The following is a 15,395-nucleotide window of genomic DNA, read 5'->3' on the forward strand; positions in this document are numbered from 1 at the left end:
GGTCACTCTCCAGATATCTTGCTCAGAGCATCTCGGTCCGCGGCGAAGACAGGCGTCTTACTGCCCGGCCGGCTTCTCGGCCGGCACGGTTGCGGCCGGAGCGGGCGGCGCGGCGGGGGCTGCCCCGACCGGGGTATCGTCGGCGGGCTTCACGGATGCCGGCTTGTTCGCCTCTTCGCCCGCGACGGTGGGCTTGGCGGCCGTCGCCGGGTTGGCGACCTCCGGCTTCTGGTCCTCGGTCGACTTGGAGGCGTCCGCAGGTTTCGGCGCCTGCTCACGCCGCACTTCTGCCGCGGGCTTCGACACGGGATCGGGCTTGGCCTCGGCCGGCTTGGCATCCCCGGTCTTTGCGGCGGCCGGTTGGGCCTCGGCCGGCTTGTCGCCCTCGGCCTTCTTCTCCACGGCCGGCAGCGGCGCCGGGGTATCGGCGAGGCTGTGCAGGTATAGGATCACGTCGGCGCGCTCGGTCGGCGAGGTGATGCCCGCGAAGGCCATCTTGGTCCCGGGGACGTAACCCTTCGGGTTGGTCAGGAAGTGGTCGAGCTCGTCGTAGGTCCAGGTGCCGCCCTTCTCCTTGAGCGCGGCCGAGTACTCGAAGCCGGGCTCGTGGGCGCGCTGGCGGTCGACGACGCCCCAGAGATGGGGGCCGACCTTGTTCGGGCCGCCCTTCTCGAAGCTGTGGCAGGAGGCGCACTTCTTGGCCGCGGCCTGGCCCTTCTCGACGGTGGCGCTGGCCAAACGGATCGGCAGGGGCTCGGCCTTCGCCTCGGGCGCGGCGCCACCGGCAGCCTTCGGCTGCGGCTCGGGCAGGGCATAGCCCGCATTGCCCGCGGGCTTGGGATGATAGATCAGCTCGGCGACGAAGCCCGACCCCACGGCGAACAGCAGCGCGCCGAGCGCGGCACCCGCGACCTTGTTCAGCTCGAAAGAGTCCATTCTCGACAACTCCGGTGCGGCCGGCCTGAGGGGGAGAATTCAGGGCGAAGTCCAGCGCGTACCTGTGCCGGACTTTGGAAACGGTCGAGGGTGCTTAGCCGCTGAAGCCCGACCTTGACAATGGCCGAGTCACGCTTCGCGTAGTCGCAGACGGGCAGGTGTCGCCGCCATCCCTCACTTCTTCAGACGCGGGCGGGCGCATCCGGTTCCCGCCTCGCCCGACGCGGCTTTCCCGGCCCGGCGCCACATCGCCAGCATGACAACCCGGGACGCCGCTGGTAAGCACCGGCCCCAGCCGGAGCAGGGCCCAGACCGATGTCCGATCCCATCGTCCTCATTCCCGCGCGCATGGCCGCGACCCGCCTGCCCAACAAGCCGATGGCCGATCTCGCCGGAGAGCCGATGATCGTGCATGTCTGGCGCCGCGCCGTGGAGGCCGGCATCGGCCCCGTGGTGGTGGCCACCGACACGCCCGCCATCGTCGAGACCATCGAGGCCGTGGGCGGCCTTGCGGTCCTGACCCGGGCCGACCATCCCTCCGGATCGGATCGTCTGGCCGAGGCCCTGGAGATCATCGATCCGCAGGGCAACCACGACGTGGTGGTCAATGTCCAGGGCGACTTACCGACCATCGACCCGGGCATCATCGGCGCGGCGATCCTGCCGCTGGCCGACCGCTCCGTCGACATCGCCACGCTCTGCGCCATCATCACCGAGGATTCCGAGCGGCGTGATCCCAACGTGGTCAAGCTCGTCGGCCACACGGTGGGCACCCGCCGCCTGCGCGCGCTTTACTTCACCCGCGCCGAGGCGCCCTGGGGGGAGGGGCCGCTCTACCATCACATCGGCCTCTATGCCTATCGCCGGAAGGCGCTCGCCCGCTTCATGGCCCTGCCGCCCGGCGAGCTCGAGACCCGCGAGAGGCTGGAGCAGCTCCGCGCCCTCGAGGCCGGGATGCGCATCGACGCCATCGTCGTCGACGACCTGCCTCTGGGTGTCGACACCCCCGCCGACCTTGCGCGCGCCCGCGCCATCCTGTCGGCCCGCCGCCTGAACTGAAGCGCCCCGGAAAGACCAGCCCGCATGCCCCAACACATCGTCTCCTACCAGGGCGAGCCCGGCGCGAACTCCCACATCATCTGCGCCCAGGCCTATCCGGACTGGACCCCGCTGCCGTGCCCGACTTTCGAGGACGCCTTCGCGGCCGTGAAGGAGGGCCGCGCGACGCGGGCGATGATACCCATCGAGAACTCGATCGCCGGCCGGGTGGCGGACATCCACCACCTGATCCCGACCTCGGGCCTGCATATCGTCGCCGAGCACTTCCTGCCGATCCATTTCCAGCTGATGGTCTTGCCCGGCACGTCCGTGGCGCAGATTCGGACGGTGCACAGCCACGTCCACGCTCTCGGGCAGTGCCGCAAGATCATCCGGCGTCTCGGCGTCCGCCCCATCGTGGCCGGGGACACGGCGGGCGCCGCCCGCGAGGTGGCGGAGGCGGGCGATCCCACGCGCGGCGCTCTCGCCCCCGCGCTGGCGGCCGAGGTCTACGGCCTCGACATCCTGGAGCACGACGTCGAGGACGAGAGCCACAACACCACCCGCTTCGTCGTGTTCTCGCCCGAGCCCGAGCCGGTCTCGCCCGAGGCCGGCCCGATGGTCACGAGCTTCGTGTTCCGGGTCCGCAACATTCCGGCGGCCCTCTACAAGGCGCTGGGCGGCTTCGCGACGAACGGCGTGAACATGTCGAAACTCGAGAGCTACATGGTCGACGGCCAGTTCGTCGCGACCCAGTTCTACGCCGAGGTGGATGGCCATCCGGAGGAGCCGGGCCTATCGCGGGCGCTGGCCGAACTCGGATACTTCTCGCGCGAATTGCGGATCATCGGGACCTACCCGGCGCATCCCTACCGTGAGGCGAGCCGCATCGCCGCGGAATAGGGGCTCCGCCCCGTCGCTCCCTCGGCAAGGGCAGGATCGCACCGGGGCCGGCCGCCGCCATGCCGCGGCGGATGGCCCTCGTGGCCGTTCCGCGGGCCTGGGCTGCGCGTTCGGTGTGCGGCAGCCGACCCATGGGCATCCTTCCACAACCGGCACGATGATACACGGCGCCAGCCTCCGCGCGGGGTCCGGTCACCGTCGCACGTCCGAACCGACATTTCATTCCCTGGTATATTGCATACAAAGAAATTTGATGCATGCTGGCAGGATCGGGGCGAACAATCCGATCGAGAAGGAATTCGGGATGGAACGTCAGGACTCACCGTCCGCCAAGTGGTGGCAACTCGCCTTCGGCGTGCTCTGCATGGCGATGATCGCCAACCTCCAGTACGGGTGGACTCTGTTCGTCGACCCCATCGACACCAAGTTTCACTGGGGCCGCGCGGCGATTCAGTTCGCGTTCACCATCTTCGTGGCCACCGAGACCTGGCTGGTGCCGGTCGAAGCCTGGTTCGTCGACCGCTACGGCCCGCGCATCGTGGTCTGCTTCGGCGGCATCATGATCGCCCTGGCGTGGTTCCTGAACGCCCACGCCGATTCCCTCTTTCTGCTCTATGCGGCGGCCGTCATCGGCGGCATCGGCGCCGGGTCCGTCTACGGCACCTGCGTCGGCAACGCCCTGAAGTGGTTCCCGCATCGCCGCGGCCTCGCCGCCGGCGCCACCGCGGCCGGCTTCGGTGCGGGCGCGGCCGTCACGGTGGTCCCGATCGCCAAGATGATCGCCACCGGCGGCTACCAGGATGCGTTCCTGTTCTTCGGACTGGGTCAGGGGGCCATCGTGGTCCTCCTCTCGTTCTTCCTGCGCAAGCCGTCCCAGGCCGTGCCGGTCCAGCGCAAGACCCTGCGCCTGCCGCAGGCCAAGGTCGATCGCACGCCGCGCGAGGTGGTGCGCACCCCCGTCTTCTGGCTGATGTACGTGATCTTCGTGATGGTCGCCTCCGGCGGGCTGATGGCGGCCGCGCAGATCGCGCCGATCGCCCACGACTTCAAGGTCGCGGACGTCCCCGTCAGCCTGTTTGGACTGCAGATGGCAGCGCTCACCTTCGCGATCTCCCTCGACCGCATCTTTGACGGCTTCGGACGCCCGTTCTTCGGCTTCGTCTCCGACAATCTCGGGCGCGAGAACACCATGTTCATCGCCTTCTCGATCGCCGCCCTGGCGATCATCACCCTCCTGACCTACGGCACGTATCCGCTGGTCTTCGTGTTCGCCACGGCGGTGTATTTCGGCGTCTTCGGCGAGATCTACTCGCTGTTCCCGGCGACCTGCGGCGACACCTTCGGTTCGAAGTTCGCCACGACGAATGCCGGCCTGCTCTACACCGCGAAGGGCTCCGCCGCGTTCCTGGTGCCGATCGCCAGCGTCATCTCGGCCAAGTACGGCTGGTCGGCGGTGTTTTCGATCATCATCGGCCTCAACGTCGTGGCGGCGATCCTGGCGATGTTCGTGCTCAAGCCCCTGCGCCTGCGCTACCTGAACGACGAGACCGTCGCGATTCCCGTCGCGGCCCGGCCTGCCCAGGCCGCCTGACGCGCGGGCCGTCCCGCGGGCGTCGACGTCCGATCGGCCGAATGCGTGCCGATCGGGCGATGGATCGAACCGACGGTCGGATCGAGGTCGAGGCCGTCCCGGAACCGAGGTTGTCCATGAACATTGCGGCGGCACTCACCCTCCAGACGCTCCCGTTCGCCGGCATCGTCCTGGCCGGTCGCGACGACCAGGATCTCTTTGCAGTCGTGTATCTCGGTGCGGTGGGCCTAATCCTGACGCTGATCATCCTCACCGGCGAAAGTCCGAGCGATGTCTCGTCCTTCGCCACGGATCTCGAAAGCCTGTCCGTCAACTGATTGCTGCGTCGCGAAATCCATCGCGACCGAGACAAGCGTCTTCGCACGGGAATCCGGTCAGCCCTGCAGGATGGACGATCGAGCGATGCGGACGTCGCGGGGCAACGGTCCTTGAGACGGAGGGCCGCCCCCAGCCCTGCGTCGACGGCATGAGTGGTGTGTAGAATTCAGTATACCAACGGAAATGGTGCGGTGCCATATCAGGTGTAACGCAATCGCCCTGGAACACCACCGATGATCGCTCTTCTCGTCCTCGCCGCCGTCGCTCTCAACGTCTCGCTGGTCTTCGTGGCCGCGAACCTCCTAACGCCGAACAACGGCCCGCTTTCCAATTCTGGCCGCTTCATCGCTAGCAACGAGAACGCCCCGTCGACGATCCGCCTCGCCGCCTGAGGCGATTCCGCCGGGCGTCCACGCCCTGGCGAACGGTCCATGAAAAGCCCGCCCGGCCCGGCCGCGGCGGGTTTTTCGTGCCCGGCTATTCGCGCTTGATGATCCGGTCCACCACGAGGTCGGACCAGAAGCCGGGGCGGAACGAGCGCTTCAGCGCCTCGGGATCGTATTCGGTCTCGACCCAGGTCAGGAAATCCAGGCCCTTGGGCTCGCCCTCCCGGCGGTAGAGCGCGAAGAACGCGTCGAGGATCCCGGTCTTGGCGAACCGGAAATGGCCGTAGCGGGCTGAGAGCTGGCCCATGGCCTCCGACACCGGCAGGCCCTCGTGCAGGATGAGGTAGAGCGCTGCCGCGAGGCCGGCGCGGTCCGCGCCCGACTTGCAGTGCATCATCGCCGGGTACGCGACCCCGTCGAAGAACGCCTTGGCGGCCAGGATGGTCTCCCGCGAGGGCGCCTCCCGCGAGCGCAGCACGAACTCCACCAGGGTCAGGCCCTGCTGCTCGCAGGCCTCGCGCTGGAGCGGCCAGGAGCCGTGCTCGCGCCCGCCGCGCAGGGAGATCACGGTGCGGACCCCCTGGCGCTTGAACCAGGCCAGCTGGTGCGGCGTCGGTTGGGCGGAGCGCCACAGCTTGCCCGCGCCGATCCGGTGGCGATTCAGGTAGGCGAGGCGGAACACCCCGTGATCCACCAGCAGCATGTTCGCCCAGGCCTTGGCCCGCGAGACCGGGCCGGCGATCGGGCGCTCGAAGCGCGCGATCCGCGCCATGCGCCGGGCGTAGCGGGTCTCGTACGAGAGGAAACGGTTGAACACGGGGACGGTGGGGCCGCTCTGTCGGGGACGGGGAGGGGCTGATCTACCAGTGCGCGGCGGCCGCGGCAAACGCGCTGTGGAGAGCGGGGAGCGACCGGCATCGACCTTGCGTTGGTCCCCGTCGCCTTGTCTTCGCCCGGATCGTCGCCTCCGATGCGGTGGTCGACACCGATTGCGAACCGTCCATCGTCTTCATCGAGCGCGGGGATCCGTCATGCGAACGAGCACCACCAGCATCCGCCGCGCCCGTCCGGCCGACGCCGACCCCCTGGCGGACCTGTTCGACGAGACCTGGCGCGAGGCCTACCGGGGGATCATCCCCGGGGTCGCCCTGGAGCGGATGATCGCGCAGCGCAGTTCGCAGTGGTGGCTCGGGGCCACCCAGCGCAGTCGACCCCTCGTGGTGGTCGAGCAGGCGAGCACCATCGTCGGCTACGCGGTCTACGGACCGGCGCGGGGCCGCATCCTGCAGGCACCCGGCGAGATCGACGAACTCTACATCCGCCCGGCCTACCAGGGTCTCGGGCTCGGCCGCCGCCTGTTCCGGGCGGTTTCCAACGACCTGGCCGACCACGGCCTGACCCGGGTCGGGGTCTGGGCGCTCGAAGGGAACGAGCGGGCCTGCGCCTTCTATGCCGGGCTCGGCGGCATCGCGATCGGCCAGGCCGTCGACCGGATGGCCGGAACGGTTCTGCCCAAGGTCGGTTTCCGATTCAGCTGACTTCACCGAAGCCTGCGCCGCTCCTGCGGTCCGGCTCGGCAAGTCGGATCCTCGGGCGAGCGAGCGGGACGACGGATGAGCGTGACGGCGGCGGATTGGGACAGGCGGGTCACGGACCTCAGCGCGAAGCTGCCGGACCGCATGCGCCGCGCCGTGGACTGGCTGCGCGAGCCGTCGCGGATCTGGGTCCGTCTCCTGGCGGCGATCCTCTTCATCCTGGGCGGCATCTTCTCGATCCTGCCGATCCTCGGCCTGTGGATGCTGCCCCTGGGTCTCGCCCTCTTGAGCCAGGACGTGCCCGCCCTGAAGGTTCCCCTGGAGCACGCGGCCCGCTGGATCGAGCGCGTGGTCCAGCGCCTCGCCGCGGCCTGGCGCCGGCGCTTCGGTCCTTCGGACCGGCCCTGAAACGCGCCCGACAATTTCGTGCAAACGTCGCCGCCCGCCGCACGGTACGATTTCCTTCGCGGCGGAAGGGCCTTAAGACACCCGGCAACGGGGCCGGAATGCCCCTGCTTGCGGGAGCACACATATGATCATCGACGCGGTCTCGATCGGCAAGAATCCGCCTGACGACGTGAACGTCATCATCGAGGTACCGATCGGTGGCGACCCGATCAAGTACGAGATGGACAAGGAGGCCGGCGCCCTGGTGGTCGACCGCTTCCTCTATACGGCGATGCACTACCCAGGCAATTACGGCTTCATCCCGCACACCCTGTCGGGCGACGGCGATCCCTGCGACGTGCTGGTGGCCAACACTCGCGCCATCGCCCCCGGCGCCATCATCAGCGCCCGTCCGATCGGCGTCCTCGTGATGGAGGACAATTCCGGCGAGGACGAGAAGATCATCGCTGTGCCGTCGCGCCACCTGACCATGCGCTACGATCGGATCGAGAACTACACCGACCTTCCCGACATCACGATCCACCAGATCCAGCACTTCTTCGAGCACTACAAGGATCTCGAGCCCGGCAAGTGGGTCAAGATCAAGCGCTGGGGCGGCAAGGACGAGGCGCACCGCCTGATCCTCGAGGGCATCGAGCGCGAGAAGGCCAACAAGGCCGCCAAGGGTAAGTAAAGCTCGGGCGAGTCGTTCTTCGAGGCGGTGAATTCGCAGTGCGGCGGTCCCTTCCTGGCGGAAGGGGCCGCCGTTTCGCGTTTCAGAGCGCCTCGCCGCGCATCAGCCGGGGCTGCGGTCCGCGCGCGGCGGCCGCCTCGCCGATGAACAGCCGCTTCAAGCCGGGAAGCCGGTCGACGAGGCCGAGGCCGAAATCGCGGGCGAGGCGCAGCGGCGTCACGTCGTTGGAGAAGAGGCGGTTGAGCCCGTCCGTCACGGCCCCCATCGCGACGGTGTCGAAGCGGCGCGCCCGCTCGTAGCGCTTGAGCACGTCCGGGCTTCCCGGATCAAGACCGAGGCGGAGCGCGTCGGTGACCGCTTCCGCCAGGACCGCCGCGCCGGCGAGGCCCAGGTTCAGGCCCTGGCCGGCGATCGGGTGGATGACGTGCGCGGCATCGCCCAGGAGCGCCAGGCGCTCGCCCCGGAAGCTGCGGGCCATGCCGAAGGCGAGGGGATGCGCGCTCGGGCCCCGCTCTAGCGCCAGGCGCCCGAGGTTGAGGCCGAATCGGCGCTCGATCTCCGCCAGGGTCTCGTCGGGGCCGCCTCCGGTCAGGGCCGGCACGTCGGCCGATCGCTCCGTCCACACGATGGACGAGCGGTGCCCGAGGGCGCCCCCGTCCACCAGGGGCAGGATGGCGAAGGGGCCGCTGGGCAGGAAGTGCTCGTAGGCCCGGCCCGCATGGTCGCGTTCGTGCCCGATCGTGGCGACGAGCCCCATCTGCGGATAGGACCAGCCGACCCAGCCGATCTTCGCGGCCTCGCGCAGGCGCGAGCGCGCCCCGTCCGCGGCGACCAGGAGCGCGGCCTCCAGCACGCGTCCGTCGGCAAGCGCGATGCGGGTGGTGCCGCCGGCGGGCGTGGCCTGGAGAAGGCCGGTGGGTTCGAAGAGCACCCCGGCCGCCTCGGCCGCCGCGAGCAACGCGGCCACGAGGGGCTCGGCCTCGACCATATGGGCGAAGGGCGCGCCGGCCTCCGCCTCCTGCGCGAAGGTGAGGAAGACCGGGCGCACCGGGTCCGACAGGCGGCTGTCGCTCACCACCATGTCGTGGATCGGCTGCGCCGCCCCCTGCACCGCATCCCAGATGCCGAGGCGCGCGAACATGCGCCGGCCGCCGGCCGCCACCGCGTAGGCTCGCCCGGCATGGCGCGCCGCCCCGGCGCTCAGAGCGGGATCGCAGACCGTGACCGTCAAGGCCGGGCCGTTGGCCTGGGCCAGCGCAAGGGCGAGCGTCAGGCCGGGAATGCCGGCGCCGGCGATGACCACGCTGCGCCGGTTTCCGCGCTTCTCCGATCCGTCCATGCCGATCCCCGCCGCCCTCGCTGCCAGGGAGGGAGTGCCATTCCCCGGCGCCGGGGGCAACGCGCGGCGTCAGGGATCGGGCCCGCGCCATCGTCGCTGGGGCCGGTCGCCGAAATTGGCCCGAAGCCGTGCCATCCGATCCTCGCGATCCGATCCTTGCGATCCGATCCTTGCCATCGGAATGGTTCACATGTGAAGGATCGCCCGTGGCGCCGCGGCGCCCACCCGGCTCGCGGATTGCCGGGCGACCAGGGAAGCGGCATGACCGGCATCGTCACCGAACTCCTCGACATCCTCGACCTGAAGAGCCTGGAGCCGGATCTCTACCGGGGCGAGAGCCTGCAGACGGGCTGGTTCCGGGTCTTCGGCGGGCAGGTCGTGGCGCAGGCGCTGGTGGCGGCGACCCGTACGGTGCCGGAGACCCGGCCGCCGCACTCGCTCCACGCCTACTTCCTCCTCGGCGGCGATCCGAAGGCCCCCATCGACTACGCGGTGGAGCGCATCCGCGACGGCCGCAGCTTTACCACCCGCCGCGTCGTCGCGCACCAGCACGGCCGGGCGATCTTCGCGATGTCGGTCTCCTTCCATGACGCGGAGGCGGGCGCGACCCATCAGGCGACCATGCCGGACGTGGCTCCCCCGGAGGAGGTGCCGGAGGCGCCTGCCGCCACCGCCGACGCCGCCCGGCGCGGGCTCGCGATCCCGGCGCCGATCCTCTCCTATTTCGGCCGGCGCCGGCCCATCGAGCTGCGGCCCGTCGAGATCGAGCGCTACCTGCGCCGGGCGCCGCGGGAGCCGCGCTTCCACGTCTGGATGCGCGCCGTCGACCGCCTGCCCGACGATCCGGCGATCCACCGCGCCGTCCTCGCCTACGCCTCTGACATGACGCTCCTCGACGCCACCCTGATCCCGCACGGCCAGACCGTGTTCGACCCGGAGATCCAGTCGGCGAGCCTCGACCACGCCCTCTGGTTCCACCGGCCGTTCCGGGCCGACGACTGGCTGCTCTACGCCCAGGACACCCCGAGCGCCGACGGGGCCCGGGGCTTCGCGCGCGGTCAGATCTTCACGCGCGACGGCACCCTCGTGGCGTCCGTGGCCCAGGAAGGCATGATCCGGCCGCGCCGCGCCGAGGCCTGACAGGCTCGGCGCAACCGGCGAAAAACGCCTGCGCCGTGCACGAATTGCCTGCCTGGTCGGCTCTGTGCCTAATCTGCGGGCAAACTTGGCCGTTGAAACGCCGCGTCATGAGTCAGTGACCGGATACTTCTTGGGCAGATGTGGGTTCGGCAAAAAAGTTCCGTTGGCATAGTCCTTGAATATGGGTGCGGGTGAACGGGTCGGAAGCGGCCCGGGCGCACCGGCCGGTCCGATCGTGTCGCGACGCTTGCGTGCGCCGGCCGGTGGCCTCCACGCGCGCATGTGTCTGTCCACTCGGTTCACCTCGTCGAACTCAACTCGTAGCTTAAGGGGGCGTCGCCCATGAAAATCGTGATGGCCATCATCAAGCCGTTCAAGCTGGAGGAGGTCCGCGACGCTCTGACCGGCATCGGCGTCCACGGCCTGACCGTGACCGAGGTGAAAGGCTACGGACGCCAGAAGGGCCACACCGAGATCTACCGGGGCGCCGAGTACGCCGTGAGCTTCCTGCCCAAGCTCAAGATCGAGGTGGCCGTGGCCTCCGACCTGGTCGCGAGCGTGATCGACGCGATCGCGGCCGCCGCCCGCACGGGCCAGATCGGCGACGGCAAGATCTTCGTCGTGCCCCTCGAGAAGGCCGTCCGCATCCGCACCGGCGAGACCGACGTCGACGCCCTCTGAGGCGACCCGCCTGTCCGGACGATCGCGTCCGGGCGCCCCTGACACGTCCCCTTCACATCAACATCGCACCGCGATCGGGAGTCTCGTTTCCATGAAGCTTCGCAATGCCCTGGCGCTCGGGCTGGGGGGTGCCGCGCTGGCACTCCTGTTCATCGAGCCATCCCTTGCGCAGACGCCCACGGCGGAGGCCGTGACGGCCGCCGCGAGCGCCGCGCCCGTCCCGAACAAGGGCGACACCGCCTGGATGCTCATCTCCAGCGCCCTGGTGCTGCTGATGGTTGTGCCCGGCCTCGCCCTGTTCTACGGCGGCCTCGTTCGCACCAAGAACATGCTCTCCGTCCTGACGCAGGTCTTCGCCATCGCCTGCATCTCCTGCCTGCTGTTCGTGATCTTCGGCTACAGCCTTGCCTTCACCAACGGCGGCGGCCTCAACGACTTCGTCGGCGGCCTGTCCAAGGCCTTCCTGAAGGGCATCGACGCGAACTCCACCGTCGCCACCTTCTCGAACGGCGTCGTGATCCCCGAATACGTCTACATCTGCTTCCAGATGACGTTCGCGATGATCACCCCGGCCCTCATCGTCGGCGCCTTCGCCGAGCGGATGAAGTTCTCGGCCCTGGTCGTGTTCATGATCCTCTGGACCACGCTGATCTACTTCCCGATGGCGCACATGGTCTGGTACTGGGGTGGCCCGGACGCGGTCGGCAACGCCGCCAAGGCGCTGGCCGCCGCCACCGACGACGCCTCGAAGGCGACCGCCCAGGCGGCCCTCGACGCGGTGAATGCCGATGCCGGCCTGCTCTTCAAGTGGGGCGCCCTCGACTTCGCCGGCGGCACCGTGGTGCACATCAACGCCGGGATCGCGGGATTCGTCGGCTGCCTCATGCTCGGCAAGCGCATCGGCTACGGCCGTGACCTGCTCGCCCCGCACTCCCTGACCATGACGGCGATCGGCGCCTCGCTCCTCTGGGTGGGTTGGTTCGGCTTCAACGCCGGCTCGAACCTCGAGTCCAACGGCACCGCCGCCATGGCCATGCTCAACACCTTCGTGGCCACCGCCGCCGCAGCCCTCTCCTGGCTGTTCGTGGAGTGGATGCTGAAGGGCAAGCCGTCCCTCCTCGGCATGCTGTCGGGCGCCATCGCCGGCCTCGTGGCCGTCACCCCGGCCGCCGGCTTCGCCGGCCCGATGGGCTCGATCATCCTCGGCCTCGTCGCCGGCGCGGTCTGCTTCATCATGTGCTCCACGGTGAAGAACGCCCTCGGCTACGACGACTCCCTCGACGTGTTCGGCGTCCACTGCATCGGCGGCATCCTGGGCGCCATCGCCACGGGCCTGCTCGTGAACCCGGACTTCGGCGGCGTCGGCCTGCCCGACTACACCTCCAAGCCCGGTGAACTCGCGGTCGGCGCCTACGAGACCAGCGCCGCCCTGATGAGCCAGATCAAGGCCGTCGGCTTCACCATCGTCTGGTCGGGTGTCGGCTCCGCCATCCTGTACAAGCTCGTCGATCTCACCATCGGCCTGCGCGTCACCCAGGACGAGGAGCGCGAGGGCCTCGACATCGCCGATCACGGCGAGCGCGCCTACAACTACTGAGCCATACGACGCCCCCGGGCGTCGGACGGAAAGGCCCCGGTCCCCGCGACCGGGGCCTTTCTCGTTCCGGCCCCCCGGTCGAGCGGGCTCTGCGCAGGCGTCCCGCGGCCTCACGGGGCCGTGAGACGGGACCTGCCCGGTCGCGCGCCACCTGCCTGCGAAGCGCCCACCGCACCGGAATGACTCGATGCCGGAGCGACCCAGGGAAGGACGGCATTGCAACGGTGCGCGCAGGGAAGTCTCAACCTTAGCCAGCCGTTAACTCCGGCGGCGCTACCGTCGCCGGACAGTTCCCCATCGTGTCTGGTACCGCATGCGCTCGCTTCGCCGTTCCGCATCGCCCTACGATACTTTCGTCGACAGCTTTCGCCCGTTCCTGGCCAAGCGAATGACGGAGTTGGGCGGTCTCGTGCTGTTTGCCGGTGCCACCGCGCTGACGGTCGCCCTGGCGACGTGGTCGATCGACGATCCGAGCCTCAACCACGCCACCGACCACCCGGCCCACAACGTCCTGGGCACCGGCGGCGCCGTGGTCTCGGACCTGGCGATGCAGCTCCTGGGGCTCGGCTCCCTGGCCTTCGTGCTGCCCCCGGCGCTCTGGGGCATCCAGTTGATGCGCACGCGGGCGCTGCCCCGGGGCGGCCTGCGCCTGACCCTGTGGATCATCGGATTCTTCGCCGCGAGCGCGGTGGCGAGCGCGCTGCCCTCGACGGCGCGCTGGCCCCTGCCCACCGGCCTCGGCGGCGTCGCCGGCGACGCGCTGATGCATGCCGCCCGCACGATGCTCGGGATCGTGGCGACCCCGTTCCGCGCCTTCGCGGGCTTCCTCTTCGCCGGCGTCGCGATCCTGTGCCTCACGGGGGCCTGCCGGGTCGGCGAGCTCGATGCGGAGGATCTCGACGCTTACGACGCGCCGCCGGCCCCCGTGCGCCAGCCCGCGCGCGGCCGGCCCGACGCCAGCCAGGACGGACGCTACGAGGACGACGAGCCGAGCCTGGGCATCGTCTCCCTCGGGGCGATGGCGCAGGCCCTGATGGGCGGGCGCACGGCCCTGGTGGCGCGCATCGCCGATTGGCGCGCCGAGCGCGCGGCCGCGGCCACAGCGCTCGCCTATGCGGGCGCCTCGCCGGCCCTCGCCGCGCAGCGCGCCTTCGCGGCCCCTGAGGACGCCCCCTGGGCGACCCACGCCCCCGATGCCCGGGTGGCCCCGTCGGACGGCCGGCGCGAGCCGGTCTTCGACGCGCCGCCGCAGGCGCCGTCCGCGTCCCGGCGCCCTCCGGTGCCCGTGCATCACGGCGACGAGGAGGCCGACGACACGGACGAGGTCGAGGCCGCGCCCGTCGAGGCCGCCGCGCCGGCGCGCTCCCGGGTGGCGCCCGCGGCCCCGCCGCCCGTCCCGGCCGCCGCCCGTCGCGCGGCTCCGCCCCAACCCCTGAATGCCGAGAACTACCGGCATCCCGCTCTGGAGCTTCTCGCCGACGCGCCGCGCCTGCCCGCCTCGAGCCAGATCTCGTCGGAGGCCCTGGAGCAGAACGCCACCCTGCTGGAGGCGACCCTCAGCGACTTCGGCGTGCGCGGCGACATCCTGGCCGTGCGTCCCGGACCCGTCGTCACCCTCTACGAGCTGGAGCCGGCGCCTGGCACCAAGTCGAGCCGCGTGATCTCGCTCGCCGACGACATCGCCCGCTCGATGTCGGCGGTCTCCGCCCGCGTCGCCGTGGTCCCCGGCCGCAACGCCATCGGCATCGAGCTGCCGAACGCCCGGCGCGAGACGGTGTACTTGCGCGAATTGCTGGCCTCCGCCGATTTCGCCGAGACCAAGCAGAGCCTTGCCCTGTGCCTGGGCAAGAACATCGGCGGCGAGCCGATCATCGCGGATCTGGCCAAGATGCCCCACCTGCTGGTGGCCGGCACCACGGGCTCGGGCAAGTCCGTGGCCATCAACACCATGATCCTGTCGCTCCTCTACCGGATGAAGCCGGAGGAGTGTCGCCTGATCATGGTCGACCCGAAGATGCTGGAGCTCTCCGTCTACGACGGCATCCCGCACCTGCTCTCGCCCGTGGTCACGGACCCGAAGAAGGCGGTCATCGCCCTCAAATGGGCCGTGCGCGAGATGGAGGAACGCTACAAGAAGATGTCGAAGGTCGGTGTGCGCAACATCGACGGCTTCAACGCACGCCTCGCCGAGGCGCGCGGGCGCGGCGAGATCTTGACCCGGACCGTGCAGACGGGCTTCGACCGGCAGACCGGAGAGGCCGTCTACGAGACGGAGGAGATGGACCTTTCGGCGCTGCCCTACATCGTGATCGTGGTCGACGAGATGGCCGACCTGATGATGGTGGCGGGCAAGGACATCGAGGGGGCGATCCAGCGCCTGGCGCAGATGGCGCGGGCGGCGGGCATCCACCAGATCATCGCGAAGGAGAAGACGATGCTNTCGGCGCTGCCCTACATCGTGATCGTGGTCGACGAGATGGCCGACCTGATGATGGTGGCGGGCAAGGACATCGAGGGGGCGATCCAGCGCCTGGCGCAGATGGCGCGGGCGGCGGGCATCCACCTGATCATGGCGACCCAGCGTCCCTCGGTCGACGTGATCACGGGCACGATCAAGGCCAACTTCCCGACCCGGATCTCCTTCCAGGTGACGAGCAAGATCGACAGCCGCACGATCCTGGGCGAGATGGGCGCCGAGCAGCTGCTGGGCCAGGGCGACATGCTGTTCATGGCCGGCGGCGGGCGCACGACGCGCGTGCACGGGCCGTTCTGCTCCGATGCGGAGGTCGAGAGCGTGGTCGCCCACCTCAAGCGCCAGGGCCGACCCTCCTACCTCGAGGCCGTCACGGC

At 69.8% G+C, this 15,395-nt stretch carries 16 protein-coding genes; 13 read left to right on the forward strand and 3 right to left on the reverse strand.

The window, feature by feature from the left end; all coding sequences use genetic code 11:
* Positions 1 to 57 precede the first annotated feature (57 nt).
* On the reverse strand, positions 58 to 936 hold the full coding sequence (locus ASG51_RS23500) for a cytochrome c family protein (RefSeq protein ID WP_082514013.1): 879 nt from the start codon (positions 934 to 936) through the stop codon (positions 58 to 60).
* A gap of 315 nt (positions 937 to 1,251) precedes the next feature.
* Here ASG51_RS23500 and ASG51_RS14740 point away from each other — a divergent pair, with 315 nt between their 5' ends.
* From ASG51_RS14740 to ASG51_RS24220, 5 genes are all read left to right on the forward strand, one after another.
* Entirely contained in the window at positions 1,252 to 1,995 is a 744-nt protein-coding gene (locus ASG51_RS14740) for a 3-deoxy-manno-octulosonate cytidylyltransferase (protein ID WP_056381552.1), read from the forward strand.
* A 24-nt stretch (positions 1,996 to 2,019) separates the two neighbouring features.
* Positions 2,020 to 2,877: a prephenate dehydratase gene (locus tag ASG51_RS14745; protein WP_056212528.1), complete on the forward strand. Its 858-nt coding sequence runs from the start codon at positions 2,020 to 2,022 to the stop codon at positions 2,875 to 2,877.
* 304 nt (positions 2,878 to 3,181) lie between these two features.
* Entirely contained in the window at positions 3,182 to 4,468 is a 1,287-nt protein-coding gene (gene oxlT, locus ASG51_RS14750) for an oxalate/formate MFS antiporter (RefSeq protein WP_056381620.1), read from the forward strand.
* A gap of 116 nt (positions 4,469 to 4,584) precedes the next feature.
* Positions 4,585 to 4,785: a hypothetical protein gene (locus ASG51_RS14755; protein WP_056381622.1), complete on the forward strand. Its 201-nt coding sequence runs from the start codon at positions 4,585 to 4,587 to the stop codon at positions 4,783 to 4,785.
* Between the two features lie 234 nt (positions 4,786 to 5,019).
* Positions 5,020 to 5,178, forward strand: coding sequence for a hypothetical protein (locus ASG51_RS24220; protein WP_156389716.1), 159 nt, complete (start codon positions 5,020 to 5,022; stop codon positions 5,176 to 5,178).
* 85 nt (positions 5,179 to 5,263) lie between these two features.
* Here the strand turns inward: ASG51_RS24220 and ASG51_RS14760 are convergent, their stop codons facing one another.
* The gene (locus ASG51_RS14760; RefSeq protein WP_056381555.1) at positions 5,264 to 5,989 is read right to left on the reverse strand and encodes a tyrosine-protein phosphatase; all 726 of its coding nucleotides are present in this window, start codon (positions 5,987 to 5,989) and stop codon (positions 5,264 to 5,266) included.
* Positions 5,990 to 6,203: 214 nt separating this feature from the next.
* Here ASG51_RS14760 and ASG51_RS14765 point away from each other — a divergent pair, with 214 nt between their 5' ends.
* The 3 genes from ASG51_RS14765 (at position 6,204) to ppa (ending at position 7,788) form a co-directional block, all read left to right on the forward strand.
* Positions 6,204 to 6,710 carry a GNAT family N-acetyltransferase gene (locus tag ASG51_RS14765; RefSeq protein ID WP_056270834.1) on the forward strand — a complete coding sequence of 169 codons (507 nt, stop codon included), beginning with the start codon at positions 6,204 to 6,206 and terminating at the stop codon, positions 6,708 to 6,710.
* A gap of 75 nt (positions 6,711 to 6,785) precedes the next feature.
* Positions 6,786 to 7,115: a hypothetical protein gene (locus tag ASG51_RS14770; RefSeq protein ID WP_056381557.1), complete on the forward strand. Its 330-nt coding sequence runs from the start codon at positions 6,786 to 6,788 to the stop codon at positions 7,113 to 7,115.
* A 124-nt stretch (positions 7,116 to 7,239) separates the two neighbouring features.
* The gene (ppa, locus tag ASG51_RS14775) at positions 7,240 to 7,788 is read left to right on the forward strand and encodes an inorganic diphosphatase (RefSeq protein WP_056270831.1); all 549 of its coding nucleotides are present in this window, start codon (positions 7,240 to 7,242) and stop codon (positions 7,786 to 7,788) included.
* A gap of 82 nt (positions 7,789 to 7,870) precedes the next feature.
* Here the strand turns inward: ppa and ASG51_RS14780 are convergent, their stop codons facing one another.
* A complete protein-coding gene (locus tag ASG51_RS14780; protein WP_056381559.1) occupies positions 7,871 to 9,127 on the reverse strand; it encodes an FAD-dependent monooxygenase in 1,257 nt (418 codons plus the stop codon).
* Between the two features lie 261 nt (positions 9,128 to 9,388).
* Between ASG51_RS14780 and tesB the strand changes: the two genes are divergently transcribed.
* From tesB to ASG51_RS24760, 5 genes are all read left to right on the forward strand, one after another.
* Positions 9,389 to 10,267: an acyl-CoA thioesterase II gene (tesB, locus tag ASG51_RS14785; protein WP_056381561.1), complete on the forward strand. Its 879-nt coding sequence runs from the start codon at positions 9,389 to 9,391 to the stop codon at positions 10,265 to 10,267.
* A 342-nt stretch (positions 10,268 to 10,609) separates the two neighbouring features.
* Positions 10,610 to 10,948: a P-II family nitrogen regulator gene (locus ASG51_RS14790; protein ID WP_055948310.1), complete on the forward strand. Its 339-nt coding sequence runs from the start codon at positions 10,610 to 10,612 to the stop codon at positions 10,946 to 10,948.
* Positions 10,949 to 11,039: 91 nt separating this feature from the next.
* Complete coding sequence (locus ASG51_RS14795; protein WP_056212514.1) at positions 11,040 to 12,545, forward strand: ammonium transporter; 1,506 nt, start codon at positions 11,040 to 11,042, stop codon at positions 12,543 to 12,545.
* Between the two features lie 313 nt (positions 12,546 to 12,858).
* Positions 12,859 to 14,984, forward strand: a 2,126-nt coding sequence (locus ASG51_RS14800; protein WP_156389729.1) for a DNA translocase FtsK, incomplete at its 3' end; no start/stop codon positions are given.
* A 52-nt stretch (positions 14,985 to 15,036) separates the two neighbouring features.
* Positions 15,037 to 15,395, forward strand: a 359-nt coding sequence (locus tag ASG51_RS24760) for an FtsK/SpoIIIE domain-containing protein (protein ID WP_347379759.1), incomplete at its 3' end; no start/stop codon positions are given.

It is taken from the genome of Methylobacterium sp. Leaf465, from assembly GCF_001424705.1.
GTDB lineage: Bacteria > Pseudomonadota > Alphaproteobacteria > Rhizobiales > Beijerinckiaceae > Methylobacterium.